Source organism: Pseudarthrobacter sp. AB1, assembly GCF_014926485.1.
GTDB lineage: Bacteria > Actinomycetota > Actinomycetes > Actinomycetales > Micrococcaceae > Arthrobacter.
Genome location: NZ_PZKO01000065.1, coordinates 1 through 25,791 on the forward strand (window position 1 = coordinate 1; position 25,791 = coordinate 25,791).

The following is a 25,791-nucleotide window of genomic DNA, read 5'->3' on the forward strand; positions in this document are numbered from 1 at the left end:
ACCTCGTCTACATCCGAGACATCCTCGGCCACGCCGATCTGAAGACCACCGAGATCTACGCCCGCATCGACGGAGAGATGAAAAGAAGAGCACTCCAGAGCGCTTTCACCAACGTCACGCCACCCGACGCCATGCCGCTCTGGCACCAGGACAAGGACATGCTCACCTGGCTCACCAGCCTCGGACGCTGACCACCACCACGGCGGGGCGTTATGCCAAGAACTCTTCAGCGACTGGCCGTCAAAACGCCAGTACGAACGAGGACTTTTGCATAACGTTCCGCTGCGCATAACCGAGATACTCCGGCTTGAAGGCGGTGGCTTTCAACTCCACCACTACAAAGCACCGGAGCTTGAAGTTATAGAAGAGCAGATCGGCGAAAAACTCGTCGTAGCCGAAAGTCAGCCGGAATTGCCTGCCGACGAAGGCGAACCACTGGCCGAGTTCCAGCAGGAACTTTTCGACATGCACCACGAGCTGTCCCTCAAGCTCGCGCTCATTCCGCTGGCCAGTCATGGACACAAAGTCGAAGACGTACGGGTCCTTGAATGATTGCTGGGCAAGATCCGAATCCGACGGCGGCAACGTCGCTTTGAAGTTCGTGATCGCCTTGCCGGTGCGTTCGTGGAGATTCGTCTCGATATGGTGTGCGAGTACGTTGCGAGACCAGCCATTCTCGACGGCGGCAGCTGCATACCAGAGCCGGGTTTCGGGGGCGTTGAGCTTTTGGATCAGCGCGAGGTGGTGGTACCAGGGCAATTGTGCAAGCGGCGCTTGCACAATTGCCTCGCTTGACCAGTTTTCAGCGAAGGCCCGCATGTACTTCAGGTTCCGAGGTGAGAATCCGGTTGCATCGGGAAACTGCCGTTTGAGATCCACCGAGAGCCGGTCGACGATACGGGCGCCCCAGCCTTCGAGACGCTGGCGTTCCATGCCGCCGCCGAGCAGGAACCAGCGGGCCATCGGATTTGTCCGGGCCGAGGACTCCAACCAGCAGGAAAACCGCCAATGCCGATGGCGGTGTTGTGAACCGTCAACCCCATCACGTGGTGCTGGGCCAGGCGTGAAGCGGTAGTCATGACCTTCCCTTTCACGCGATTGCCAGCTCTTCAAGTAGAGAACCGGTCAGGCGGCAAGGAGTCGCAGGACGCCCACGTCGTACTCCTGAAAACCGCGTGTGGGCAGGGGAACCCAATGCCTGGGGCTTCGTCCAGGCGTTGACCCGCCGTGGCCATCTTTTCCAGGAGTCACCGTCGCTGGCATGCTGGTGGGGTGACATCGATCTCGACGCAGCCACCCCGCACCGCAGTCAGCTGGAAGCTGGTGCCCGCAGTGCTGCTCTCGGCGTCGGGGGTGCTGCTCTTCGGCGTAGAGAATGATCTCATGGGCTACAGCGTGCTGGCCTCTAGCGTGGTTACGGCAGCACTGATCGACCGCGAACTCGCGCGGCACCTCGCGCTGATTGCTGCGGGAATGGTGATCATCAGCCTGGTTCCGCTGAACGCTGATTTGAGCATCCCGCACATGACCCTGATGGGCGGTGCCCTTGCGCTGGCCGTGCTGGTGCCATGGCTCGTGTCCCGTTTCGTCTACCGCGAGAACATCATCAAATTTCCGGTCAACACCGGCCGCAAATGGCCGTTGAGGGCCAAGCTGTACCTGATCGCTGTTGTGGCCCTCGGTTACTTGATTCTGCCGGTGTACCTGATACGGACAGGTGTGTATCACAACTGGCCGGACGCCTCAGATCCCACGATCTTCTGGCGGCTGTTTCTCGGCGTGAATGCTGTTGGAATTTGGGACGAGCTGTTCTTCATCTGCACCGCCTTCACGCTGCTGCGGCGGCACTTCCCGGACTGGCTCGCCAACATCCTCCAGGCCGTCGTCTTCTCGTCATTCCTGTGGGAGATTGGCTACATGGCCTGGGGTCCGCTTCTTACGTTCCCGTTCGCGCTGCTGCAGGGCTACACCTTCAAGCTGACAAAATCGTTCACCTATGTGGTGACAGTGCACCTGGTCTTCGATTTTGTGCTGTTCCTGGCGCTGGTGCATGCGCACAACCGCGACTGGCTGCCAATCTTCTTGTACTGAGGCCGCTCAGGCTCCGGATCAAGTAGGCTGCTGCCGATCAGAAGGTTGAAAGGCTGTCTACGCATAGCCCTCCGAAAGCGCCCTGCCCATTTCAGAGTGGGGCGCTTTCACGCAGGCAGCGGTCATTGGGGTCAATGACACCCATGATGCGTTTGCCGATGCTGCCCAGCTGGCGCGACTGTGCCTTCGTGAGGGGATCGAACACGAGTGCTCGGACGGCTTCAACATGGCCGGGGGCGGTTTGGGCGACCTTGGTCCAGCCCTCGCCGGTGAGCGTGGCCAGTGTGATGCGTCCGTCGGAAGGATCCGTGGAGCGGTGCACCCAGCCCCGCTTTTCCAGCCGGCTGACAACCTGGGACAGGCGGGGGAGCCCGGACTCGGTGAAGCCCGCCAGGTCACTCATCCGGCGGGTTCGTTCCGGAGCTTCTGACAGGCCGGCCAGAACCATGTACTCAAAGTGGCTTATGCCTGCGTCCTGCTGCAGCTGGGAGTCCAGGGCGGCGGGCAACTTCATCATCACGCCCACGAGGGTGAGCCACACCTCGCGTTCATCGGGGCTCAGCCAGCGCGGCGCTACGGGATTTTCCATAGGGCAAGTCTAAGGCATTTACTTCATGTATGAAGTTTTATGTCCCGCAAATCACTTGCATCGTGAACTAATAGTCAGTATTGTTTACTTTAACATTCAAGTACTTCCCGCACCAGCCTTCCTGAGGAGCCCAGATGACCGTTATGTCCGAGACCGTCGCACGGCCATTCGAGCTACCGGCCGCCGTCCGCAGCCAGGTCACCGTCCCGCTGCGCTTCACTGATGGCTTCACGGCCACAGCCGAGATCATGACGTTCCATGGACTGGCCGACGGTAAAGAGCACCTGCTGCTTGCCATCGGCGCCTGGGAGCAGACGCTGCTGGACCAGGGCCCGGAAGGTACGGCGCCCCTGGTTCGGCTGCACAGCGAGTGCCTCACGGGCGACGTGTTCGGCAGCGAGCGCTGCGACTGCGGACCCCAGCTGCGCGAGGCAGTCGAGGAGATTGCCGCCGTCGGGGGCTTCCTGCTGTACCTCCGGCAGGAAGGTCGAGGCATTGGCCTGTACTCCAAGCTCGACGCCTATTCCCTGCAGGACACCGGCCTGGATACCTACGAAGCCAACGTGGCCCTGGGGCGCGGCGAGGACGAGCGGGACTATAGTTCCGCCGCCCAAATGCTCGGCGCGCTTGGCGCCGGCCGGATCCGCCTCCTCACCAACAACCCCGACAAAGTAGCGCAGCTGACAGCCCTCGGCGTTGACGTCGCGGAGCAAGTCCCCACCGGGGTGCACCTCTCGGCGGCCAATCACCGCTACCTGGCCGCGAAGCGCAGCCATACTGCCCACACCATCGAGCTGCCCACGGAAGTTCCGCCGGCCGAAGTCCAGACAGCCGGGTTCATGCCAGCCGAGATCATTCCCACCCACGACGAGCTGCTGGCCCGGGTGGATGCACTCATTCCCCGGCTGCGGGAGCGCGCCGCGGAAACCGAGGAGATCCGCCGCGTCCCGGAAGCCACCATGGCTGAACTGAAGGCAGCGGGCGTGTTTCAAATGCTTTCACCCAAGGCCGTGGGCGGCTTCGGCATGGGGCTGGAAACCTACGTGGAGGTGGTTCGCCGCCTCGCCCAGGGATGTGTCTCCACGGCCTGGACCGCAGGGCACCTGGTGGAACATGTCTGGATGCTGGCACGCTGGCCGCAGGAAGCCCAGGATGAAGTCTTCGCCAACGGGCCGGCCCCCTTGGCCGCCGCCACCGGCGCCCCTCCCGGTAAAGCCGACAAGGTTCCCGGCGGGGTCACGATCTCCGGCCGCTGGAGCTTCGCCTCCGGCGTCATGCACTCCGAATGGGCGCTTTTGGCGGTGCAGCACGGTGACGTCCGCCTGCAGTGCCTGGTTCCGGTCTCCGATCTTGAACTGCTGGACGTCTGGCACACGGCCGGCCTGCGTGGGACGGGAAGCAACGACCTCGCGGCGGAAAACCTCTTTGTCCCGACGCACCGCGCCCTCGAGTGGAACCTCTTGGCCGCCGCGGACAATCCCGGCAGTCGCATCCACCCGGATCCGAACATCCACATCCCCATGGCCACGTTCCTGAACATGGTTGCCCCTGCCTCCGCCCTGGGGGCCGCAGAGCACGCCCTGGGGGCCGCAGAGCACGCCCTGGGGGAGTTCCAGGACCTGATGATGGTGCGCAAGGTCAAGCAGACAACGCAGGCGCGGCAGGCGGATTCACCGCTCGCACAGGCCCGGTTCTCCCACGCCTACGGACAGGTGGCGACTGCCCGGCTGCACTGGCAGGAGGCCGTCCGGGTGGTGGCCGATTCCTACGGTCGCCGGCCCGTGTCTTTCACCGATGATGAGCGGGCCCGGTACCGGCTTTCGCTGGGTCTCAGCGGCGCAGCGTCGGCCGAGGCCGTCCGCCTCATCCTCATGGGCTCCGGCGCCAGTGTGCACCGGCTGACGCACCCGCTGCAGCGGATCCAGCGCGATGTCAACGTCCTGCTCAACCATGCCTCGCTGACCATGGATCCGATCCTGGAACAGGCAGGACGAGGACTTTTGGACCTCGGGTTTTCCATTCCGGCGGAGCAGTTCTAACCAGGGGTGCTGGACCCCTTGCAGGGCGGCCGGCTTCGGAGAAGGATCATTCATCATGGGAAGCATGGCGGCGGCGTCCGGAGCGATGCTGCTCGTGGGATGCACGCCCGAGGAAGTCCCAAGCAGCACCGACCCTATGCCCACGCCCACCCCGTCATCGTCGACGGCGGGCGCCGGCACCGCTTCTGCCGGTGCTGTTCCGGGGGCCAAGAGTCCGCTCTCCGTCGCGGCGCGCGTCGCGGGGCTTACGACGGCGACCGTCCGGTTCGCTGCCGACGGAACCGATATCAACGGTTACCTCGCCAGGCCCGAATCCGGCCGGTTATGCGGCGTTGGCCGTTGATCTGCTGAGCAGGGAGGGCAGAACCGCCAGCCTCGACTCTGACGCGGTCTCCGGGGCGCTGATCGCCATGAACGGGTACTGTTTCGGCGGCGGCATCACCGGGCAGGCGGCAACCGAGCTGGCCGGACTGAAGGCCACGGCCGCGTTCTACGGGCCGGCCCCGGACCTGAACAAGGTGCCGGCCATCAAGGCAGCGGCATCCGGGGTCTATGCCGAACTCGACCAGCGGATCACCGGCGCGATGCCGGGCCTCCGTGATGCCCTGGACGCCACCACGGTGACGCATCAGCTCACCGTTTACCCCGGCGTGGACCATGCCTTCCACAATGACACCGGCGAGCGCAACAACGAAACCCAGGCCACCGCTGCCTGGAACGACACCCTCGCCTGGTTCGGACAGCACGTCTGAGACGGGACATTTGAGACGGGACGTTTTCATCCTCCGCGGTGTGGGCGGTGCTGCCGCGGGTAGTCTTGAAAGATGAGCACCGCAATCCCACAAACGGTCACCTTCGATGGACGGTTCGCCCGCGAACTCGGGGAGTTGGCGGTTCCGTGGCAGGCGGACGAAGCACCTTATCCGCAGCTGCTGGTCCTGAACGAGCCGTTGGCCAGCGAGCTGGGCCTGGACCCGTCCGCGCTGCGGTCGGATGAGGGGACGCTGCTGCTGATCGGCAACCGGGTCCCCGACGGTGCCACGCCGGTGGCCCAGGCCTACGCGGGGCACCAGTTCGGCGGCTACTCACCGCAGCTCGGCGACGGGCGTGCCCTCCTGCTTGGCGAAGTCACGGACATCCACGGGCAGCTCAGGGACATCCACCTCAAGGGCTCCGGCCGCACACCGTTCGCCCGCGCAGGTGACGGACTCGCCGTCGTCGGTCCCATGCTGCGCGAGTACATCGTCAGCGAAGCCATGCACGCGATGGGCATCCGCACCACGAGATCCCTCGCCGTGGTGGCCACGGGCCGGCCCGTCCGCCGCGAAAGCATAATGCCCGGTGCTGTACTTACCCGGGTGGCGAGCAGTCACCTTCGCGTGGGCAGCTTCCAGTTCGCCCGCGTCAATGGCGACACCGGACTACTCCGCCGCCTGGCCGATCATGCCATCAGCCGCCATTACCCGGACGCCGCGCTCGCCGATAAGCCGTATCTCGCGTTCTTTGACGCCGTCATAGCCGCCCAGGCATCCCTTGTGGCGCAATGGATGCTGGTGGGCTTCGTCCACGGCGTGATGAACACCGATAACATGACCATCTCCGGTGAGACCATCGACTACGGTCCGTGTGCATTTATGGACGCCTTCAATCCCGGCGCGGTCTACAGCTCCATCGACGCGGACGGACGCTACGCCTACGGCAACCAGCCGATCATTGCCGAATGGAACCTCACCCGGCTCGCCGAAGCTCTCCTGCCCCTGCTCCATGAAGACCAGGACCAGGCCGTGGCGCTCGCCGTGGAGTCCCTCGGCGCTTTCCGCACGCTGTACAGCGCGGCCTGGTCAGCCGGCATGAAATCCAAGCTTGGGCTGCGCGCGGACACGCCCGGCGACGTCGCGTCGCCGCTGGTAGACGGCGTGCTTGCGCTGCTTCAGGAAGCCGAAGTGGACTACACCTCCTTCTTCCGGAGCCTCGTCTCGGCAGCCCGCGGCACCCCCGAAACTTCCCGGGCCATGTTTGCGGACCCCGAAGCCTTCGACACCTGGGCCGAGCGGTGGCTGGCCCTGGCGCCGGACGCGGACCTGATGGGCCGCGTCAACCCCGTCTACATCCCCAGGAACCACCTGGTCGAAGAAGCTCTTGACGCTGCTACCGCCGGCGACCTGGCCGTCTTCAACCGCCTGATGGCCGTCGTGGCTGAACCGTACACGCAGCGCCCCGGGCTGGAACGCTACGCCGGCCCCGCCCCTGAAGACTTCGGGAACTACCGGACCTTCTGCGGGACCTGAAGACATACGCGGCCGGATCGGCCTTCCTGCGGACTGTCGCCTCGGTAACGATGTGGCAGGTCAGTCCCCGCAAGCCCTATATGCCCGGTAAGCTCACCAACTATGTCCCGGATTGTTCAAAGAATGCGGCTGCCCGCCCTCGCGTGCATGCTGGCGGTCGCCCTGGTGGGGTCGGCTGCGCTGCTTCCGTCACATGCCGCCGACGACGCGCCGCCGGGCGGCTATCCCTCATGGCAGGACGTGCAGAACGCCAAGCAAAGCGAGGCCGGCAAGGCGGCAGAAGTCACCAGGATCGACACGCTTCTGGGCGGGCTCCAGGCCGAAGGCGAGGCGCTGGGCAATACGGCCGTAACGTCCGCCGCTGAGTACGCGTTGGCCGAAGCGGCGCTTCAGGCTGCCACTTCCACGGTGGATGCCCTCACCGCCCAGACCGCACGCGCCGCGGCCGAGCTGGGACAGTACAAAAAAGAAATCGGTGCACTGGCGGCCCAGTCGTACAAGACCGGTGGCACCAACATGGGTTTCTTTGTTGCCCTCGAGGCCGTGCAGAACAACAGCATTCAAGGCCTGAACATCGTCCAGATCGTCAGTGATAAGACAGCCGCCCTGGTGAACAAATCCGCAGCCGCAGAACGCATTTCCCGCGCACTGGCCGATCAGGAGCAGGCAGCCAGGGCCGAACGCGGGCGCCTGTCGGGGGAGGCCAGAACCAAGCTCGACGCCGCGCAGTCGGCCCAGCAGGCCATGTCCCGGCAGATTGCGGAGCAGCAAGAGCACGGCCAGGAACTGACAGCGCAGCTGGCCTCCCTCAAGGGCACCACCGCTACGGTGGAGGGTGAGTTCCGGCAGGGCCAGGCGGCCTTGGCCGCATACGAAACGGCGCAGGCCGCCAAACGGGCCGCGGCGCAGGAACAGGCACGCCAACAGGCGGAGGCGGCAGCCAAGGCGGCGGCCCTCGCCGCTGCGCAGAAACCGGCTCCGGCCCCGCCTGCAGTACCGGGAGTGCCCGCCCCCGCCCCCGCCCCTGTGCCGAGTCCGACTCCGCCCCCTCCGCCCGTCGTCGTCGTGCCTTCCGTGCCGGGCGGCGCTGTGAACGACCCCGCCGGCGCGAAGAACTACGCGTCCGGTCAGCTGGGAGCTTACGGCTGGGGCCAGGACCAGTTTCAATGCCTGGCGTCACTGTGGACCAAGGAGTCCAACTGGCTGACGACCGCCACCAACCCCTACTCGGGGGCATACGGGATCGCCCAGGCACTGCCGGCCAGTAAGTACGGTACGGCCGGCAGCGACTGGCTGACCAGTTACCGGACCCAGGTCAATTGGGGGCTGTCCTACATCGCGGACCGCTACGGGTCACCTTGCGGCGCGTGGAACCATTCCGTGGCCAAGAACTGGTACTGACCTGGTCCGGGTCGGCAGCCGGGTCACGTTTCCGGGGCTTTGGCGTATTCCGCGGCGCTGAGGAATTCAATGCCGACGAAGGGTTCATCGCCGTCCACCCAGGCGTCATGCCCTGGCGGAATGGTATAGGAGTCACCGGCGCTGATGGTGATCCGGTTGCCATCGGTGGTCTCGACGTGGATGGAGCCGGAAATGCAGAATCCGATGTGGTTGTTCTGGCAGGTCTCGGTCTGTACCACCGGCTTGATGCAGTCCGACCAGCGCCAGCCGGGACTGAACGTCATCCGGCCAACGGTGTAGTCGCCCAGGTTGACGACGTCCACTTCGGTTTTGTCCGGACGGCGCTTCTCGTCCGGAGTGTTGTGGGACTTGACGGCCAGCTTGGTGACGATGTTTGTAGGCATGACGCGCAGACTTTCTCTGTGGAGTTTGTGTCCATCAGCTGTCTGTCCCTGGCTGCCAGACGGCATCTGAGGCGCTTACGATTGCCAGCATCCTCCGGCGGGCCGCGCTTGTCGAGACCTAAACCATTAGGCTTTTCCCATGCCCGATTTTGAACGGTTCAGGGCCCTGCTGGAAGAAGAGCGCACCCGGAAGCTCGTGCTTCTTCCCGCCCTCCGCGCCGATATCTCCTCCGCCAACGCCGCCCGCCAGGATTCCAACGTGGACGACGAGCACGACCCCGAGGGCGCCACCATTGCGTTCGAGCTCTCGCAGGCATCGGCGCTCCTGCAGCAGAGCAGCTCTGGCCTTGAGCAGGTGGATGCGGCGCTGGCGCGGATTGCGGCCGGCACCTACGGGACGTGCGCCGTGTGCGGGGACCCCATCGCCGAGGGACGGCTCGAAGCCCGCCCGTCGACGCCGTTTTGCATACTCCACGCCGCGACCGGCCGGCATGGACGGTAGCGGGGCCGTGAACGAGCGCGTGCCGGAGGCTGCCGGCTTCATCGACGCCACCCTGCAGAACGAGGGCGCCTGGTACCGGGCTGAGGACGTGGAGTCCCGGGTGGGTGGGGCGCTGGGGTCCTACGGATCGTCCGTGGGAGCCGTCCGCGGCACTGTCCGCGACGCCGGCACAAAGTTCAAGGACCTTGGCCATGACGACGTGACCGCTTTAGCGTCACTGCTCTGGTGCCGGCCCGGTCCAGGCAGGCTGCCGATCTATGAGCGGCGGCTCGCCGCCGTTGTGTTGCTGCAGTCCCGGGTTTCCCTCCTCCGCCACTCTGACCTGACCCGGCTGGAGGGCTTCATCAGAACCGCGCAGAACGGTGAACTGGTGGACGCCCTGATTGCCGACGTTGTGGGTCCGTTGCTGCAGGGTCTGGGCGGAAGCGACCGACAGCGCGCCGACGTCGTCATCACCCGCTGGCACCAGGACCCCGACGACGCACTCCGTCGCGCAGCCCGGCTCATCCCTTCCCAGGGAACTGACCTGCCGTCCATTTCCGGGAAGCGCAACCGGGCACGGGGCTGACCACTGTTCCCTGATCCCCATCAGCCGTACTCTGGGCCTTGGAGGTGATTGCCATGGAGGCAGCGCAGGGTGACAGGATCATCGTCCGGGGGAGGACCGTCGGATCGTCGGACCGGCACGGGGTAATCGTTGAAGTCCGCGGTCAGGAAGGTCATCCGCCCTATCTGGTCCGCTTCGACGACGGACACGAAACGGTTATGTACCCCGGTGGTGATTTCGCCGTCGAGCGCGGTCACGGGGGACAAACAGGCTGACGCGACGGGGGCTGCGCGTCCGGGCCAGCGGGCACCTGTCAGACTGGTGGAATGGATCACTCCTTGGCTGCCACGTCCCCTGACGCGAACCTCACGTTTCCGCCGGTCCGGACCGGACCGCGGGACCCCGGTGACGCCTGGGTGGAGGGCGGCCGCGGCAAGTTCTGGGGCAGGTTCGGTGCCGCCGGCGTCCTGGCCTATGACCCCGGCAAGGGCGTCCTGCTGCAGCACCGCGCGCTGTGGAGCCACAACGGTGGTACCTGGGGACTGCCCGGCGGAGCATTGCACGAGGGTGAGGACGCCGTCACCGGGGCCCTCCGCGAGGCGCACGAGGAAGCTGCGGTGCCGGCCGCGGACGTGAGCGTCCTCTTCACCTCCGTGCTGGACATTGGCTACTGGTCCTACACCACCGTCATAGTGCTGGTGACCGCGCCTTTCGAGCCCGTGATCAGCGATCCGGAAAGTCTCGAACTCCAGTGGGTTCCGGTGGATGCGGTGGACCTGAAGGAGCTCCATCCCGGTTTCGCAGCATCCTGGCCGGATCTGCGGACACGCATGCTGGAGCTTTCTGCCCAGCGGACAGGGTGGGCTGAGCCCCACAAGGACAAGCGAAAGGGTCAATGTTGACTGCTGCACTCCCGGAACTGGCCGATGGCGATTTCTATTATCAGGCGTTCGGCGATGGCCGATTCCGCTCCACCATCCACGCCCAGGGGGCCTGGAACGAGCACGAACAGCACATGGCGCCGGCTTCCGGCCTGATGGCGGACAGTCTGGAGCGCCATGAACCCCGCGACGACATGCGGATGGCCCGGCTGAGCTACGAGATCCTGGGCCTGATCCCCGGGGGCGGTTTCCACATCGAAACCACCACCCTGCGCCCCGGCCGGACCATCGAGCTCCTGCAGGCCGAACTGATTGCCAACGGCCGCGTGGCCATCCGTGCCACCGCATGGCGGATGATCATCAGCGACACAGCCGCGGTTGCCGCCGTCGAGGACACCGCCATTCCGGCGCCCGATGAATGCAAACCGCTCGACGGCCCTGCCACCTGGCCCGGCGGCTACATCCGGTCCCTGGAGATGCGTGTGGCAGAGGGCCACCGGCCCGGCGCGGGGATCGTCTGGCTCCGCACCCGGCACCCTCTCACCGACAAGGCCGACAGCGGCGACCTGGCCGGCCTGATGGGCCTCGTTGACACAGCCAACGGAATCGCGGCCAGGGTCCCGCCGGGTACAGACAGCTATGCCTTCCCCAACCTGGACCTGCAGATCCACATGTACCGCAGGCCCGGGGGCGAATGGCTGGGCCTGGACAACGCCGTCTCCTTCGGATCTGACGGTATTGGCCTCACGTCCACCGTCCTGCACGATCTCCAGGGCCCCTTCGGCCGCGCCGAACAGATCCTCACGCTTCGCAGGACCTGATGCACAGTTGCCAGGCGTTGATTTCTGCTGGACGCTTCCCGGCGGGCCTCAGGACGCCGGGGGCTCCTGGAACGGCGTCGAGTCCTGACCGTATTCGGCGGTCACCAGGATGGGCAGGTGGTCGGAGGCGCCGCGGGGCAGGGTTTCCACGTTCTCGATGTTCAGGCCCAGGGACGTGGCAAAGTCGAAGTGGCCCTTGAACACCTTGTAGCGCGTGTAGGTCCGGCGATCACTGAGGGATAGTTCGTACCCCGTGTTCTTCATGTGTTCGTTGAGGTTCTTCGTGAAGAAGGGGTAGTTGAAGTCCCCTACCATCAGGGTCATCAGGCCGGTGCCCATGCCCAGCAGTTCCGCGTGGGCAGCATGGATCTGGTTGCGCCGCAGCGAGTTGGTGGCGGTCAGCGGTGCAGCGTGGAAAGACGCGATGACCAGTTCGTGATCGGTCTCGTTGTCCCGCACGCGAGTGCCGATCAGGCGCTCATGGGCGGGCGCCAGAACCATGTCATGAAGGGACTTCTTGAGCGCGAAGGTTTTGGTGCCGTGGGCGGTGAACCGGTCCGGCCGGTAGTAGATGGCCAGCCCCAGCCGGTTGCCTTTCGTGGAATCGGCCAGTTGCAATTGACCCAGCGTGTCCGGCAGGTCAGTGGTGTCACATTCCTGCAGGCACAGGGCATCAACGCCGAAGTCCTGTGCCAAGGCGACCAGCTCCCCGCTGGCCTTGTGCTTACGTAAGTTGTAGCTAATGACGCGTATCAGTGGATTACCTCTTCTGAGGAGTAGCGGGTGGGCCCAGTTCCTGAGTTTAGCCACCGATGCGGGACGGTGCAGTATTAATCCGTTGGATGTCAGGTGGAACGGAACACCAGCCAGCCGGCGAGGGTGGACAGCCCCGTCAGGGCGGCACCCCACAGGATGTCCACGACAATAAGCTGCAGTGGCCACGTCTTAAGCGTGGCGGCATTCGTGAGGTCGTACGTCGCGTAGGCAAAGGCGCCCAACGCGGCCCCGTAGCCGACGGCGGTCAGCCAGCTGCCGCCGTCGAGCGCCGGCCGCAGCGCAAAGAAGACAATCCCCGCTATGTACATGACATAGAAAGCCACGGCGTAACCTAAGTGTGGCTTGTCCGCGAGCAGGTCACCGATGTGGCTGCGGTAAAACGGGTTCATGAGCTTGAGCCAGACGGCGTCGATGACCGCGAACGCAGCCGCGACAACAAGGAATTGCAATATGACCATAAGGGAGCTTAGCAACATGCAGGACGCCGAAGCGGGACTCCGGACCCTCACCGTGGTGCGGCAGGATCATTCCCTCGGCGCCGCACGTGACCTGGAATTCGGCCTCGAACTGCTGACCCAGGCCAAGACCGGCAGGATCGGTCCCACACTCCGGCTGTACCGGCCCGCACCCACTGTTGCGTTCGGACAGCGGGATACCCGCCTGCCCGGCTTCGACGCGGCCGCCCAGGCGTGCCGGGAGCACGGATTTGAACCCCTGGTGCGGAAGGCCGGCGGCCGCGCCGCCGCTTACCACGAGGGCACGCTGGTGGTGGACCACGTGATGCCCCACACCGATGCCATTGCCGGCTCCAAGGCCCGGTTCGGATTCTTTGGTGAGCTGCTGGCGCAGTCCTTACGGAACGCCGGTGTGCAGGCCGCAGTCGGCGAAATTCCGGGGGAGTACTGCCCGGGCGAGTTCAGCGTTCACGGAACCGACCCGGCCGATCCGGCGCGCCGGATCAAACTCGTCGGAACAGCCCAACGCGTGGTGAGCGGCGGGTGGCTGTTCAGTTCCGTGATCGTGGTGGAAAACTCCGCCCCCATCCGCAGCGTCCTGACGGACAGCTATGCCGCCTTGGGCCTGGACTGGGACCCGGCCACCGCCGGCGCGGCCAACGACCTCGTGCCCGGGCTGACGGTCCAGGATGTCCAGGACGCCGTTATAGCCGCGTACGCGGGCCACGCTTCCCTCCGGCACGCCGACTTCAGCAGCTATGCAGGTTTGGACACCAGGGAGACGTAGCCCGCGCTTGCGGGGCGGTCCGTCTCAGGGCCCCTAGTGACCCCGTGCGATCCACTCGTCCAGATGCGGGGCTTCGGCTCCGATGGTGGTGCTGTCACCGTGCCCGGTCCGGACCACCGTCTCGGCCGGCAGGGGAAGCAGCCACGTCCGGATCGACTCGATGATGGTGGGGAAGTCGCTGTAGGACCTGCCCGTGGCGCCCGGGCCACCCTGGAACAGGGTGTCGCCGCTGAAGAGTGAGCCCTCGCCGTCGGGCCCGTCAGCGAGGTGGAAGGACACCGAGCCGGGCGAGTGCCCGGGGGTGTGCAGGGCCGTCAGGCTGGCCCCCGCCACCTCGATGACGTCGCCGTGCTTGATGGCGACATCGGGTTCCACATCCGGGTAGACGTTCCGCCACAGCATCCAGTCGTCCTGGTGAAGGTGGATCGGTGCCTGGACGAGGTCCCAGAAGTCAGCTACCGACCGGATGTGGTCGTCGTGGCCATGGGTCAGCAGGATCGCCTTGAGCTTCCGGCCACCGACGGCGGCGGCTACGGCCTTGGCGTCGTGCGCGGGATCGATGACCACGCATTCCTCCCCGTTACCCACGATCCAGACGTTGTTGTCCACATCCCAGGTGCCGCCGTCGAGCGAGAACGTTCCGGATGTGACGAGGTGCTCGATCCTGACGCTCACAGTTCCACCACAGAACGCAGCACGGAACCGGAGTGCATCTTCTCGAACGCTTCCTCCACCTGGTCGATGGTGATCCGCTCGGTCACGAAGGCATCCAGATCCAGCTTGCCCTGCTGGTAGAGGCTGATCAGCATGGGGAAGTCCCGGGACGGCAGGCAGTCGCCGTACCAGGAGGACTTCAGCGACCCGCCGCGGCCGAAAACGTCCAGGAGCGGCAGTTCCAGTGTCATCTCCGGCGTCGGGACGCCTACCAGTACCACGGTGCCGGCGAGGTCGCGGGCATAGAACGCCTGCTTGTACGTTTCAGGACGGCCGACGGCGTCAATCACCACGTCTGCGCCGAAGCCGCCGGTGAGTTCCCGGATCTTCTCCACCGGGTCGGAATCCGAGGAGTCCACGGTGTGGGTGGCGCCGAGTTCCTTCGCGCGCTCCAGCTTTTTCGCGTCGATGTCGACGGCGATGATGGCAGTGGCCCCGGCGAGCGCCGCGCCTGCGATGGCAGCCACGCCCACACCGCCGCAGCCGATGACGGCGACGGTGTCACCGCGCTTGACGCCGCCGGTGTTGATCGCGGCGCCCAGCCCGGCCATCACGCCGCAGCCGAGCAGGCCGATGGCGGCAGCATCGGCGTCGGGATCCACCTTGGTGCACTGGCCGGCCGCCACCAGGGTCTTTTCGATGAACGCGCCGATGCCCAGGGCGGCGGACAGTTCCGTGCCGTCCTCGAGCGTCATCTTCTGGGTGGCGTTATGGGTGTTGAAGCAGTACTGGGCCTGGCCGCGGTTGCACGCACGGCAGTTGCCGCAGACGGCCCGCCAGTTCAGGACCACGCGGTCGCCCGGTACGACGTTGGTGACGTCGGGGCCCACGGCGCTGACCACGCCGGTGGCCTCGTGGCCCAGGAGGAACGGGAAGTCATCGCTGATGCCGCCCAGTTTGTAGTGCAGATCGGTATGGCAAACACCGCTGGTGATGATGTCCACCAGGGCCTCGCCCGGACCCGGATCCGGGACCAGGACGGTCTCCAGAGTGACCGGGGCGCCCTTGGAGCGGGCTACGACACCTTTGACTTTATGGACCACGGAAGGCTCCCTCAATGCAGATAGACAAAAACGGGACCAACCCTGAAGTTGGTCCCGTTCTGTCTACCACATGAGCTGCCGGACTCAGGCTGCGAGACGGCTCTTTACCTCGGCAACTGAGGGGTTGGTGGCGGCGGTGCCGTCGGGGAAGAGCACGGTGGGGACGGTCTGGTTGCCGCCGTTGAGCTGCTCCACGAGTTCGGCGGTGCCCTCCACCTCTTCGATGTTGATTTCCGTGTAGCCAATGCCCTGCGCGTCCAGCTGCTTCTTCAGCCGGTTGCAGTAGCCGCACCAGGTGGTGGAAAACATGGTGATGGTGCCGTTCTCGGGGGTAAAGTCCACGGAGCTCTCCTGAAATCGTTGAGGGGGTTCTTTCCCGTCAACGGTATCCCGGGGCGGGCTATTCCCCGAGCCGGCCCGGCGAACACCGTGCCGGATGACAGTAGATAACGCTGATGGCATGCTGGAGCCATGTGTGGACGCTATGTGATGGCACGGGCCGTGGGCGATTTGCTGGCCGACTTTGATGCCCAGCTGGAGGAGGAGGTGCACCTTCCCCCGTCATGGAACGTGGCGCCAACCGACGCTGTCCCGATCGTCCTGGAACGGCTGATCGACGACGGCCCCGTGAGGCAGCTCCACGTGGCCCGCTGGGGCCTGGTGCCGTCCTGGGCGAAGGATCCGGGCATCGGCCCCAAGATGATTAACGCGCGCAGCGAGACTGTGCTCGAGAAGCCGGCCTTCCGCAAAGCCGTGAAGTCACGTCGCTGCGCTGTCCCGGCGGACGGGTACTACGAATGGAAGCAGGGCACCGGCAAAGCCAAGCAGCCCTACTACGTCCATCCGGGCAAAGGCAGCGGGCTGGTGTTCGCGGGCCTGTACGAGTGGTGGAAGGATCCGTCCACGGCCGAGGGTGACCCCGGCCGGTGGGTGCTCTCCACATCCATCCTGACGGCAGACACCCCGCCGCCCGGTGCTGAGTCGACAATCTTCGGCAAGCTGACTGCCTTGCATGACCGCGTGCCGCTGCCGATGGACCGGGCCACGATGGCGTCCTGGCTTGATCCGCAGATCGACGACGCCGCCTTCCTCGTGGACCTGGTCCGGGCCCACGTGAAGGACGTCGCCGCAGACTGGCACGTGGATTCCGTGGGCACCGAGGTGGGCAACGTACGCAACAACTCCCCGGAGCTCATCCGGCCGGTGGAGGCGCTGTTCTGAGGTGGTCCGTTCGCTGACCCGGCTGACGGCAGAGGTGCCCGGCCCCTAAACGCTGACCTGGCCGCCGTCGTCCACTGTCCAGGTCGGGTTATAGGCAATTTCCCAGCGGAAGCCGTCCGGATCGGCGAAATAGCCGCTGTACCCGCCCCAGGGCTGGGTGACCGGCGCGGCGACGATGGTGGCCCCGGCCGAGGCCGCCTCCGCCATGACCCGGTCAACCGCCTCGGTGCTGGGCAGGTTGTGGCTGAGTGTGATGCAGGGGACCGGGCCAGGAGCGCCTACGCCGGCCTCGGCGTGCATCTGCGCGGCATCCCACAGGGAAAGGATGAGGCCGTGGTTGACCTGGATGAACACCACATCGCCGGGGAACTCGCGGTGGACAGGCCAGCCGAGGCCTTCGGCGTAGAACCGGCGGGAGGCGTCAACACTGCGAACGCCTAGTGAGATGAAGTCGACTCTGGGCTGCATGCTTCGATACTGTCAGAAGATGGCAACAATTCAAGGAAACGATCGGGATGCTTTGGCCGACAAGGAACAGCTCGCAGCCGTTCGGATTGCGGTCGACGAAGTTGATGAGCAGATTGTCACGCTCATTGCGCGGCGGGAACGCCTGATACGGATCGCCGGAACCCTGAAGGGGGACGACGCTGAAGTCCGTGCCCCCGGCCGGGTGGAACGGGTGATTGAGCATGTACGGTCCGCCGCGGAAAAGAAGGACATCGATCCGGACATCGTGGAATCAACCTACCGGGCCATGATCTCAGGGTTTATCGAACTCGAAATGAAGGTCCACAAAGAGACCAACTGACGCCGCCGCAGGTGCTGTCCGGACACGGGTCCGGCAGCACCTGCCCGGTGTTTCCTGGAGTGCCGTGCTTCCTAGAGCGCTTCGTCGACGGCGACGCCCGACTGGAATTCCCGGCCGTCGGCCTCGCTGAAGGCCGACATGACGTGTCCCTTGCCCAGGCCATGGACGGCCGCGACGGGGAAGTTGCCCGTGATGGTGTTGCCCGAGTGTGTCACACCGGCAAGATCATAGTTTTCCTCGGCGCTCTGGTCATGGCTGAACGAGTAGAAGGCAATGGCCTCCCCGTTCATGAACTCAATGCCCAACCGTCTTTGTGATGAGTAATCAGGGCTCGCCGCCACCAGTCCCACTACGTACGCACCTGCCCCCGGTATGTTGCCGTCGATATCGAAGGTTGCCACGAGCTTTTCGTCCTGGGCCTTGATGCTTACGTGCTTGAGGAGTGCGTCATGGGTGCTCATGCCACAATCCTGCCCTCCTGCTGCCCGTCCGTCCACCCCTGTCTAGGTTTTGTCGGAGCGCCGTCGTAGACTGGATTTATTCGAATATGTGTTCGAATAAATGCTGTTGCATCAGCATCTTGCATCAGCTCCGTTCAGTTCCGGGAGGCGCCCATGGGTATGTTCAGCGAGTCCGTGGACGTCGTCTGCACCCCCGCGGGCCAGCCGCTGAAACTCCAGTGGGCCGGGCGGCACTACGCCGTGTGCGCCGAGCCTGTCCGGTGGTACGAACGCCGGCAGTGGTGGGCCGAGGAACGCCGTGCGCCCCTCGGCAGCGGGCCGGGGCTGGTGGACCACGAAATCTGGCGCGTCCAAGTACAGGCGGACCCGCAGAGTGCCGGCCCTCGGGATGCAGGAGAGCCGCTTACCCTGGACCTGAGCAGGCATGTCGGCAGCGGCCGCTGGAGGATCCTGCGGATCCACGACGCACTCCGGCCCCAAACGGCATGAGCTTCTCCCACCTTCACGTTTCCACGGCCTTCAGCGCACACTATGGCGTGGCGTGGCCCGACGAACTGGCCCAGGTTGTCGCCGCGGACGGCGCAACCGCGCTCGCCTGCACGGACCGGGACGGCCTGTACGGCACCATCAAACACCTCAAAGCCTGCATGGCCGCCGGCATCGACCCCATCGTGGGTGTGGACCTTGCGGTTTTTGACGACGACGGCGACCACCGCACCCAGCTCGCCGGCAGGGTGGTGGTGCTCGCCCGGGGCAACAACAACGGGGCGGGCTACCGGGCCCTGTGCCGGCTGGTGTCCGATGCCCATGCCCGCACCTCCGGCAAAGCCGGGGGAGCGGTACCGGTGGCTGTCACCCGCGCCGAACTCGCCTCCCGCACGCTCGACCCCAAAACCCTGAAACCGGTCCTGACAGTACTGATCGGCCCGGATTCCGACGTCGGACGGGCCATGAGCGGCCGGCGCTACCTCCGTCCGCGCACCCTTTTCAAAGGCTGGCTGGACGCCATGCCCGCAAAAACCCTGGTGGCGGAAGTCGTTTCCCAGCTCACTGCCCCCGGGGCGCACCTGAGCACCGCCCATGCGGTACGTATGCTCAAGCTTGCGGAAGAACACCATGTACCGGCCGTGCTCACCAACGCGGTCCGCTACTGCGCAGAGGACGGTGCCGCCACGGCAGACGTGCTCGACTCCGCCCGGACCCTGAAGTCCCTCCCCGAACTCGCGGCCGAACCGCTGCTCCAGCCCAACGGGCAGGCCTGGCTCAAATCCTCTGCGCAGATGCTTCAGCTCGGCAAGGAAATCATCCGCGCCGCAGGGTATGGCGCGGCGGACCTCAAACAGCTGATGGCACAGACCGAGGCGCTCGCCGACTTCTGCCGGATCGACCCGGTGACTGACATGGGCTGGAAGCAGCCGGTAGTCCCCGAGGCATCGGTCATAGGCATCAGCCAGGACCCGCACAATGAACTGGTGCAGCGCTGTGAGTCCGGGATCAGCAGGCGGTTCCCTGGGATATCAGGCTCAGCCCGCAAGGACATGCGCTCGCGGCTGGAGCACGAGCTGGGGATCATCAGGAACCTGGGGTTTTCCTCCTACTTCCTCACGGTCGCGGAGGTCTCCCGGATGATCCAGGACATGGGGGTCAGGGCCGCCGCCCGCGGTTCCGGGGCTTCAAGCCTGGTCAACTACCTCATTGATGTCAGCCAGGTGGACCCCCTGCAACACGACCTGATCTTCGAACGCTTCCTGTCCCGGGACCGGGCCACGTTGCCGGACATCGACATCGACGTCGAAAGCGCCGAACGGCACAACGTATACCGGCGGATCTTTGACCGCTTCGGTTCCGAGCGCGTCACGCTGATGAGCATGCAGAACGGGTACCGCGCCCGCGGTGCCGTCCGCGACGCCGGGATGGCCCTGGGCATGGACGATGACGACGTCGGTGAGATCGCCAAGCAGCTGTGGCGCTTTTCGGCCAGGAAATTCCGTGAGGCACTGGTTGAAAAACCTGAGCTGCGGGAGTTCGCCGGGCGGGTGGAACAGCGGGACTTCGCCGAAAACCAGCAGCTTGACCTGCTGGTGGACCTCACCGAACGGCTGGACCGGCTGCCCCGCCATATCTCCATGCATCCCTGCGGGGTGATCCTGGGCGACGCCACGCTGCTGGACCGGACCCCGGTGCAGCCCAGCGGACTGGGGCTGCCCATGAGCCAGTTCGATAAACACGACATGGATCCCATGGGCATGCTCAAGCTTGATGTCCTGGGGGTCAGGATGCAGAGCGCCATGGCGTTTGCCGTCCGCGAAGTCATCCGGATCCATCCTTCCAAGGCGGAAGTGGTGGCGGCCGGGGCCCACCCTGCAGGTCCTGACGGAACCGGGCCGGACTACATCGCCGGGAACGGGCACATCGACCTCAACGCCGTGCCGCTGGATGATGAAGCAACCTACGAACTGATCCGCAGTACCCACACCCTGGGCTGCTTCCAGATCGAGTCGCCCGGGCAGCGGGAGCTGATCGGCAAGCTGGCGCCGCGTGAGTTCAACGACCTCATCATCGACATTTCGCTGTTCCGGCCGGGCCCGATGAAATCGGACATGGTGCGGCCTTTCCTGGAGCACAGGCACGGCTTCGCGCCGGAGGTATACCCGCACCCCGACCTGAAACCCGTGCTGCAGGAAACGCATGGCGTCACTGTCTTCCATGAACAGATCCTGAAAACCTTCCACGTGATGACCGGCTGCGGCCTGGCGCGCGCAGACGAGTTTCGCCGGGCGCTCGGCGACGAGGTTCACGAGCTGAAGGTGGAGGAGTTCTTCCGCAGGGAGGCCCGGATCAAGGGGTACGCCCCGGAAGTGGTGGACAAGGTCTGGGGGACCCTGAAAGCCTTTGGCAGCTTCGGCTTCTGCAAGGCGCACGGTGCGGCATTTGCCGTTCCCACCTACCAGTCCGCCTGGCTCAAGACGCACCACCCCGAGGCTTTCCTGGCGGGGCTGTGGGAACACGATCCCGGCATGTACCCCAAACGGCTGCTGGTGGCCGAAGCCCGCAGGCTGGGCATTCCCATCCTGCCGCTGGACATTAACCGCAGCCAGGCCGAGTACAGGGTGGAACGGGTGGCGGCAGGGCCGGATACCGGGAAGCTGGGGATCAGGCTGAGCCTTAACGGCATCTACGGCCTGTCCGGGACCGAGCTCAAGCGGATTGTCGCCGGCCAGCCCTACGACTCCCTGGCTGACCTCCGGGCCCGGTCCAGGCTGAGCAAGCCAAGTATCAAAAGGCTAGCCCAGCTGGGTGCCTTTGATTCCCTGCACCGTGAATCGGGCGGCGCCGCCAACCGCGCGGACCTCGTCCAGCACCTGCAACAGCTCCAGGCCGCGGGCGGTACCCGGAAGGGCTTCGACATCATGGAAGGTCAGCTGTCCCTGCCGCTGGGGGATGTGGAACTGCGGAACGTCAAACCCGGGCTTCCCGCGCCCACCCTGGTTGAAAACGTCCGGGCAGAACTGGACCTGATGGCCATAGACGTAAGCGGGCACCTGATGGACAGCCACCGGCCCATGCTGGACCGGCTGGGGGTCACCACTGCAGACAAACTGTTGAGCCTGCGCAACAACACCGAGGTGCTGGTGGCCGGGGTCCGGATCGCCACCCAGACCCCGCCCATGCGTGGCGGCCGGCGGGTGGTGTTCATCAGCATCGATGACGGCACCGGCTGCGTCGATTCCGTGTTCTTCCATGAAGCCCAGGAGCAGGCGGGGCTGTTGCTGTTCGGCACCAGGCTGCTGCTGATCCGGGGCACCACGCGGCGGACAGGTCCCCGGGGAATCAGCCTGAGCGCCAGCATGGCCTGGGACCTGAGCCGGGTGGAATCCTTGCCGTTCGCGGCGGATCGCGTGGAGAGCACCGATGTACCGCATCCCCTGGACGGGATCAGCCGAAGCCTTGCGATTACCGGAATGGGCGGCTGAGGGGCCGCGGGTCCCGTTGGTCGGCCTCCCGGGAAACCGATAGCATTGACGATGGCTGGCTGTGGTCCCCGTATGCCACAAGCTATGAAGCCTAAAACTTTGAATAGGAGACACCCGTGTCAGATGCCCAGCAGATCACCCTAATCGTCGATGGCGAAGAGACCAAGGTGACTACCGGGACAACCGGTGCGGAACTCTTCTTTGAGCGCCGCGATGTTGTTGTTGCCCGCGTCAACGGCGAGCTGAAGGACCTGGACCAGGAGCTGCCCGAGGGCGCCGAGATCGAGGGCGTCACCATCGCTTCCCCTGACGGCCTGGACGTCCTCCGCCACTCCACCGCCCACGTGATGGCCCAGGCAGTGCAGCAGCTGCGCCCGGACGCCAAGCTGGGCATCGGACCGTACATCACCGACGGCTTCTACTTCGACTTCGACGTCGCCGAACCGTTCACCCCCGAGGACCTCAAGACCCTTGAGAAGATGATGCTCAAGATCGTCAACCAGAACCAGAAGTTCGTCCGTCGCGTGGTCAGCGAGGACGAGGCCCGCGAGGCCATGAAGAACGAGCCCTACAAGCTCGAACTCCTGGGCAAGAAGAACAACGCCGCCGAAGCCGGCGAGGGCGTCAACGTCGAGGTCGGCGCCGGCGACATCACGATCTACGACAATGTTGAGCGCAAAGAGGGCGCCACCGTCTGGTGCGACCTCTGCCGCGGCCCGCACCTGCCCAACACCAAGCTCATCTCCAACGCCTTCGCCCTGACCCGGTCCTCCTCGGCGTACTGGCTGGGCAACCAGAAAAACCAGCAGCTGCAGCGCATCTACGGCACCGCCTGGCCCACCAAGGACGCGCTGAAGGCCTACCAGGAGCGCATCGCGGAGGCTGAGCGGCGCGACCACCGCAAGCTCGGCGTCGAACTTGACCTGTTCTCCTTCCCTGACGAGCTGGGCTCCGGCCTGCCGGTGTTCCACCCCAAGGGCGGCATCATCCGCAAGGAGATGGAGGACTACTCCCGCCAGCGCCACGTCGACGCCGGCTACGAGTTCGTCTACACCCCGCACATCACCAAGGGCCACCTGTACGAAGTCTCGGGCCACCTGGACTGGTACAAGGAGGGCATGTTCCCGGCCATGCACGTGGATGCCGAACTCAACGAGGACGGCACCGTGCGCAAGCCCGGCCAGGACTACTACCTGAAGCCGATGAACTGCCCTATGCACAACCTGATCTTCCGCTCGCGTGGACGGTCCTACCGTGAACTGCCCCTCCGTCTGTTCGAATTCGGTTCGGTGTACCGGTACGAAAAGTCCGGCGTGGTCCACGGCCTGACCCGGGTCCGTGGCATGACCCAGGACGACGCCCACATCTACTGCACCCGCGAGCAGATGAAGGACGAGCTCACCAAGACCCTGAAGTTCGTGCTCGACCTGCTCAAGGACTACGGTCTGAACGACTTCTACCTGGAGCTGTCCACCAAGGACCCGGAGAAGTACGTCGGCGAGGACGCAGCCTGGGAAGAAGCCACCCGGACACTTGCCGAGGTGGCCGAGGAATCCGGCCTGGAACTCGTTGCGGATCCGGGCGGCGCAGCCTTCTACGGACCGAAGATCTCCGTCCAGGCCAAGGACGCGCTGGGCCGCACCTGGCAGATGTCCACCATCCAGCTGGACTTCAACCTCCCGGAACGCTTCGAGCTGGAGTTCCAGGCAGCCGACGGCACCCGCCAGCGTCCGGTGATGATCCACCGTGCGCTCTTCGGTTCCATCGAGCGGTTCATGGGCGTGCTCACCGAGCACTACGCCGGCGCATTCCCTGCGTGGCTTTCCCCTGTCCAGGTGGTGGGCATCCCGGTGGCCGAAACGTTCAACGAGTACATGTTCGACGTCGTTGACCAGCTCAAGGCGGCAGGCATCCGCGCCGAGGTGGACACGTCCTCGGACAGGTTCCCCAAGAAGATCCGCACCGCCAGCAAGGACAAGATCCCGTTTGTCCTGATCGCCGGCGGCGACGACGCAGAGGCCGGCGCGGTGTCCTTCCGCTTCCGTGACGGGAGCCAGGACAATGGCGTGCCGGTTGCCGAGGCCGTCAAACGGATCACAGAAGCCGTCCGTAACCGGACCAGCTAGCGGAAACGGATATAACACGGTGCAGGAGAACACAGGCGCAGGATATCCAGAGGATGCCGGCGTGACAGATGACTTTGATCTCGCGGGCGTGCCGGATGCTTTCCAGCGCCTGTGGACTCCGCACCGGATGGCCTATATCAAGGGCGGCCAGCACCAGTTCAAGAGCGAGAACGACTGCCCTTTCTGCGTGGGTCCGGGCCGGACTGACGAGGAAGCGCTTATCGTTTACCGGGGCAAGACCTGTTACGTGGTCCTGAACCTGTTTCCCTACAATCCGGGCCACCTCCTGGTCTGCCCCTACCGGCACGTCCCGGACTACACCGACCTCACGGTGGAAGAGACCTCGGAATTTGCGGAGATCACCCAGACAGCCATGCGGGTCCTGCGCAAGGTGGCGAACCCGGGCGGGTTCAACCTCGGCATGAACCAGGGAGTGGTGGGCGGGGCAGGAATCGCCGCCCACCTGCACCAGCACATCGTTCCACGCTGGGGCGGCGACGGTAACTTCTTCCCCATCATCGCCCAGACCAAGGCCATCACGCAGACCCTGGATGAAGTCCGCCAGCAGGTTGCAGAGGCCTGGCCCGGGGAGACGGATGCTGAATAGGCATGCGCGCGGGTTTTTCACCGCACTGTTCACTCCGCTTGCGCGTTGGCTCCTGAGAATCGGTGTTTCCCCTGATGCCGTGACGGTCATCGGAACCGCCGGCGTGGTGGTCGGGGCGTTGGTCTTCTACCCCCTCGGCCAGCTCTGGTGGGGGACCCTGTTCATTACCGCGTTCATCTTCTCGGACGTGCTCGATGGCATAATGGCCCGGCTTCGCGACGCCGGCGGCCGCTGGGGAAACTTCCTGGACTCCACGCTGGACAGGGTCGCCGACGGCGCTCTGTTCGCAGGCGTTGCTATCTGGTTCTTCACCGGGGGCGCCGATTACGCCATCGCCGTCGCAGCCATGCTCTGCCTGGTTCTGGGCATGGTGGTCTCGTATGCGCGGTCCAAAGCCGAAGCCCTCGGTTTCACGGCGAATGTGGGCATCGCCGAGCGCGCAGAGAGACTGGTTTCGGTGCTGGTGGTTACCGGATTTACCGGCTTGGGGCTGCCCCCCGTGGTCCTTCTGGTGACGCTCGGACTCCTGGCCCTGGCCAGCCTCATCACCATCATCCAGCGCGTAGCCACCGTCCATCGCCAGGCCTTTGCGGAGTCCGCGGCTTCGGATTAAGGCTGATTAAGCCCGCCGCCTGGCGTGGGACTAGTATTGTGACTGCCCGGTCAATGTATCCGGCAACCCGGTGCGTGTACTTTCGGCTTCTTGCCGCCCTCACGCCCGGCGAAGATCATCTATCTACCCATAGGGGTTTTTGTGTCTACACCTGATGTAAGCAGCGAAGCCGGTTCGTCCGCGAACAGCGTCACGGGCAGCAACCGCGTCAAGCGGGGCATGGCTGAGATGCTCAAGGGCGGCGTCATCATGGACGTCGTCAACGTTGAACAGGCCCGCATCGCCGAAGACGCCGGTGCCGTTGCAGTCATGGCCCTGGAACGTGTCCCGGCCGATATCCGTGCCCAGGGCGGCGTGTCCCGCATGTCGGACCCGGACATGATCGACAAGATCATCGACGCCGTCTCCGTCCCGGTGATGGCCAAGGCACGGATCGGCCACTTCGTCGAGGCCCAGGTCCTGCAGTCTCTGGGCGTGGACTACATTGACGAGTCCGAGGTCCTGACCCCGGCCGACTACGTCCACCACATCGATAAGTGGAACTTCACGGTACCGTTCGTCTGTGGCGCTACCAACCTCGGTGAGGCGCTGCGCCGCATCAACGAGGGCGCGGCCATGATCCGCTCCAAGGGTGAGGCCGGT

At 65.0% G+C, this 25,791-nt stretch carries 29 protein-coding genes and 2 pseudogenes; 21 read left to right on the forward strand and 10 right to left on the reverse strand.

Annotated features, from left to right (window positions below; all coding sequences use genetic code 11):
* A pseudogene (locus DAD99_RS17560) lies at positions 1–191 on the forward strand (integrase); the annotation flags it as partial.
* Positions 192–240: 49 nt separating this feature from the next.
* Here the strand turns inward: DAD99_RS17560 and DAD99_RS17565 are convergent.
* Positions 241–963, reverse strand: coding sequence for a YhcG family protein (locus tag DAD99_RS17565; protein WP_193342542.1), 723 nt, complete (start codon positions 961–963; stop codon positions 241–243).
* A gap of 309 nt (positions 964–1,272) precedes the next feature.
* On the opposite strand from DAD99_RS17565, the gene DAD99_RS17570 reads away from it, so the two are divergent.
* Positions 1,273–2,091 (forward strand): CPBP family intramembrane glutamic endopeptidase, encoded by an 819-nt coding sequence (locus DAD99_RS17570; protein WP_193342558.1) that lies wholly within the window; start codon positions 1,273–1,275, stop codon positions 2,089–2,091.
* 91 nt (positions 2,092–2,182) lie between these two features.
* Here DAD99_RS17570 and DAD99_RS17575 read toward each other — a convergent pair whose 3' ends face one another.
* Positions 2,183–2,680 (reverse strand): MarR family winged helix-turn-helix transcriptional regulator, encoded by a 498-nt coding sequence (locus tag DAD99_RS17575; protein WP_193342543.1) that lies wholly within the window; start codon positions 2,678–2,680, stop codon positions 2,183–2,185.
* Between the two features lie 134 nt (positions 2,681–2,814).
* Here DAD99_RS17575 and ribA point away from each other — a divergent pair, with 134 nt between their 5' ends.
* From ribA to DAD99_RS17595, 5 genes are all read left to right on the forward strand, one after another.
* Complete coding sequence (gene ribA / locus DAD99_RS22115) at positions 2,815–4,719, forward strand: GTP cyclohydrolase II RibA (RefSeq protein WP_193342544.1); 1,905 nt, start codon at positions 2,815–2,817, stop codon at positions 4,717–4,719.
* Between the two features lie 55 nt (positions 4,720–4,774).
* Entirely contained in the window at positions 4,775–5,062 is a 288-nt protein-coding gene (locus DAD99_RS21870; protein WP_227008197.1) for a hypothetical protein, read from the forward strand.
* Positions 5,052–5,471 carry a dienelactone hydrolase family protein gene (locus DAD99_RS21875; protein ID WP_227008198.1) on the forward strand — a complete coding sequence of 140 codons (420 nt, stop codon included), beginning with the start codon at positions 5,052–5,054 and terminating at the stop codon, positions 5,469–5,471. The genes DAD99_RS21870 and DAD99_RS21875 overlap by 11 nt, the downstream gene beginning before the upstream one ends.
* 72 nt (positions 5,472–5,543) lie before the next feature.
* Positions 5,544–7,007: a YdiU family protein gene (locus DAD99_RS17590; RefSeq protein ID WP_193342545.1), complete on the forward strand. Its 1,464-nt coding sequence runs from the start codon at positions 5,544–5,546 to the stop codon at positions 7,005–7,007.
* Positions 7,008–7,109: 102 nt separating this feature from the next.
* Entirely contained in the window at positions 7,110–8,408 is a 1,299-nt protein-coding gene (locus tag DAD99_RS17595; RefSeq protein WP_193342546.1) for a lytic transglycosylase domain-containing protein, read from the forward strand.
* Positions 8,409–8,431: 23 nt separating this feature from the next.
* Here DAD99_RS17595 and DAD99_RS17600 read toward each other — a convergent pair whose 3' ends face one another.
* The gene (locus DAD99_RS17600) at positions 8,432–8,812 is read right to left on the reverse strand and encodes a cupin domain-containing protein (protein ID WP_185260700.1); all 381 of its coding nucleotides are present in this window, start codon (positions 8,810–8,812) and stop codon (positions 8,432–8,434) included.
* A gap of 139 nt (positions 8,813–8,951) precedes the next feature.
* On the opposite strand from DAD99_RS17600, the gene DAD99_RS17605 reads away from it, so the two are divergent.
* Genes DAD99_RS17605 through DAD99_RS17625 form a run of 5 tightly spaced genes read left to right on the forward strand, consistent with a single transcriptional unit; the run spans position 8,952 to position 11,563 of the window.
* Complete coding sequence (locus DAD99_RS17605; RefSeq protein ID WP_193342547.1) at positions 8,952–9,314, forward strand: TraR/DksA C4-type zinc finger protein; 363 nt, start codon at positions 8,952–8,954, stop codon at positions 9,312–9,314.
* Positions 9,304–9,882 (forward strand): DNA alkylation repair protein, encoded by a 579-nt coding sequence (locus DAD99_RS17610; RefSeq protein ID WP_193342548.1) that lies wholly within the window; start codon positions 9,304–9,306, stop codon positions 9,880–9,882. Before DAD99_RS17605 ends, DAD99_RS17610 begins: the two co-directional genes overlap by 11 nt.
* Positions 9,883–9,935: 53 nt before the next feature.
* Complete coding sequence (locus tag DAD99_RS17615; protein ID WP_193342549.1) at positions 9,936–10,136, forward strand: DUF1918 domain-containing protein; 201 nt, start codon at positions 9,936–9,938, stop codon at positions 10,134–10,136.
* Positions 10,137–10,187: 51 nt separating this feature from the next.
* Positions 10,188–10,763, forward strand: coding sequence for an NUDIX domain-containing protein (locus DAD99_RS17620; RefSeq protein ID WP_193342550.1), 576 nt, complete (start codon positions 10,188–10,190; stop codon positions 10,761–10,763).
* A complete protein-coding gene (locus tag DAD99_RS17625) occupies positions 10,760–11,563 on the forward strand; it encodes a thioesterase family protein (RefSeq protein ID WP_193342559.1) in 804 nt (267 codons plus the stop codon). Before DAD99_RS17620 ends, DAD99_RS17625 begins: the two co-directional genes overlap by 4 nt.
* Positions 11,564–11,611: 48 nt before the next feature.
* Here DAD99_RS17625 and DAD99_RS17630 read toward each other — a convergent pair whose 3' ends face one another.
* Positions 11,612–12,316, reverse strand: a complete 705-nt coding sequence (locus tag DAD99_RS17630) for an endonuclease/exonuclease/phosphatase family protein (protein ID WP_185263758.1) — start codon at positions 12,314–12,316, stop codon at positions 11,612–11,614.
* A gap of 92 nt (positions 12,317–12,408) precedes the next feature.
* Entirely contained in the window at positions 12,409–12,798 is a 390-nt protein-coding gene (locus DAD99_RS17635) for a DUF2177 family protein (RefSeq protein WP_111907731.1), read from the reverse strand.
* 16 nt (positions 12,799–12,814) lie between these two features.
* Between DAD99_RS17635 and DAD99_RS17640 the strand changes: the two genes are divergently transcribed.
* Complete coding sequence (locus DAD99_RS17640; protein WP_193342560.1) at positions 12,815–13,582, forward strand: lipoate--protein ligase family protein; 768 nt, start codon at positions 12,815–12,817, stop codon at positions 13,580–13,582.
* 33 nt (positions 13,583–13,615) lie between these two features.
* On the opposite strand, the gene DAD99_RS17645 is transcribed toward DAD99_RS17640, so the two are convergent.
* The 3 genes from DAD99_RS17645 to DAD99_RS17655 form a co-directional block, all read right to left on the reverse strand.
* Complete coding sequence (locus DAD99_RS17645; RefSeq protein ID WP_185260694.1) at positions 13,616–14,257, reverse strand: MBL fold metallo-hydrolase; 642 nt, start codon at positions 14,255–14,257, stop codon at positions 13,616–13,618.
* Entirely contained in the window at positions 14,254–15,339 is a 1,086-nt protein-coding gene (locus DAD99_RS17650) for an S-(hydroxymethyl)mycothiol dehydrogenase (protein ID WP_193342551.1), read from the reverse strand. The genes DAD99_RS17645 and DAD99_RS17650 overlap by 4 nt, the downstream gene beginning before the upstream one ends.
* Positions 15,340–15,423: 84 nt before the next feature.
* Positions 15,424–15,681, reverse strand: a complete 258-nt coding sequence (locus DAD99_RS17655; RefSeq protein WP_131133128.1) for a mycoredoxin — start codon at positions 15,679–15,681, stop codon at positions 15,424–15,426.
* A 147-nt stretch (positions 15,682–15,828) separates the two neighbouring features.
* Between DAD99_RS17655 and DAD99_RS17660 the strand changes: the two genes are divergently transcribed.
* Entirely contained in the window at positions 15,829–16,560 is a 732-nt protein-coding gene (locus DAD99_RS17660; protein WP_375372270.1) for an SOS response-associated peptidase, read from the forward strand.
* A 45-nt stretch (positions 16,561–16,605) separates the two neighbouring features.
* On the opposite strand, the gene DAD99_RS17665 is transcribed toward DAD99_RS17660, so the two are convergent.
* Entirely contained in the window at positions 16,606–17,028 is a 423-nt protein-coding gene (locus tag DAD99_RS17665) for a VOC family protein (RefSeq protein WP_185260691.1), read from the reverse strand.
* Between the two features lie 19 nt (positions 17,029–17,047).
* On the opposite strand from DAD99_RS17665, the gene DAD99_RS17670 reads away from it, so the two are divergent.
* A complete protein-coding gene (locus DAD99_RS17670; RefSeq protein WP_185260690.1) occupies positions 17,048–17,368 on the forward strand; it encodes a chorismate mutase in 321 nt (106 codons plus the stop codon).
* A gap of 71 nt (positions 17,369–17,439) precedes the next feature.
* On the opposite strand, the gene DAD99_RS17675 is transcribed toward DAD99_RS17670, so the two are convergent.
* Complete coding sequence (locus DAD99_RS17675) at positions 17,440–17,829, reverse strand: hypothetical protein (RefSeq protein ID WP_185260689.1); 390 nt, start codon at positions 17,827–17,829, stop codon at positions 17,440–17,442.
* Positions 17,830–17,982: 153 nt separating this feature from the next.
* Between DAD99_RS17675 and DAD99_RS17680 the strand changes: the two genes are divergently transcribed.
* The 6 genes and pseudogenes from DAD99_RS17680 to DAD99_RS17705 all read left to right on the forward strand — a co-directional run.
* Positions 17,983–18,318 carry a DUF6504 family protein gene (locus tag DAD99_RS17680; protein WP_193342553.1) on the forward strand — a complete coding sequence of 112 codons (336 nt, stop codon included), beginning with the start codon at positions 17,983–17,985 and terminating at the stop codon, positions 18,316–18,318.
* A complete protein-coding gene (locus tag DAD99_RS17685) occupies positions 18,315–21,803 on the forward strand; it encodes a DNA polymerase III subunit alpha (protein ID WP_193342554.1) in 3,489 nt (1,162 codons plus the stop codon). Before DAD99_RS17680 ends, DAD99_RS17685 begins: the two co-directional genes overlap by 4 nt.
* A 116-nt stretch (positions 21,804–21,919) precedes the next feature.
* A complete protein-coding gene (thrS, locus tag DAD99_RS17690; protein WP_193342555.1) occupies positions 21,920–23,929 on the forward strand; it encodes a threonine--tRNA ligase in 2,010 nt (669 codons plus the stop codon).
* Between the two features lie 19 nt (positions 23,930–23,948).
* Entirely contained in the window at positions 23,949–24,536 is a 588-nt protein-coding gene (locus DAD99_RS17695; protein WP_193342556.1) for an HIT domain-containing protein, read from the forward strand.
* Complete coding sequence (pgsA, locus tag DAD99_RS17700; RefSeq protein WP_193342557.1) at positions 24,526–25,149, forward strand: phosphatidylinositol phosphate synthase; 624 nt, start codon at positions 24,526–24,528, stop codon at positions 25,147–25,149. Before DAD99_RS17695 ends, pgsA begins: the two co-directional genes overlap by 11 nt.
* A 141-nt stretch (positions 25,150–25,290) precedes the next feature.
* Positions 25,291–25,791: pseudogene (locus DAD99_RS17705) on the forward strand (pyridoxal 5'-phosphate synthase lyase subunit PdxS); the annotation flags it as partial.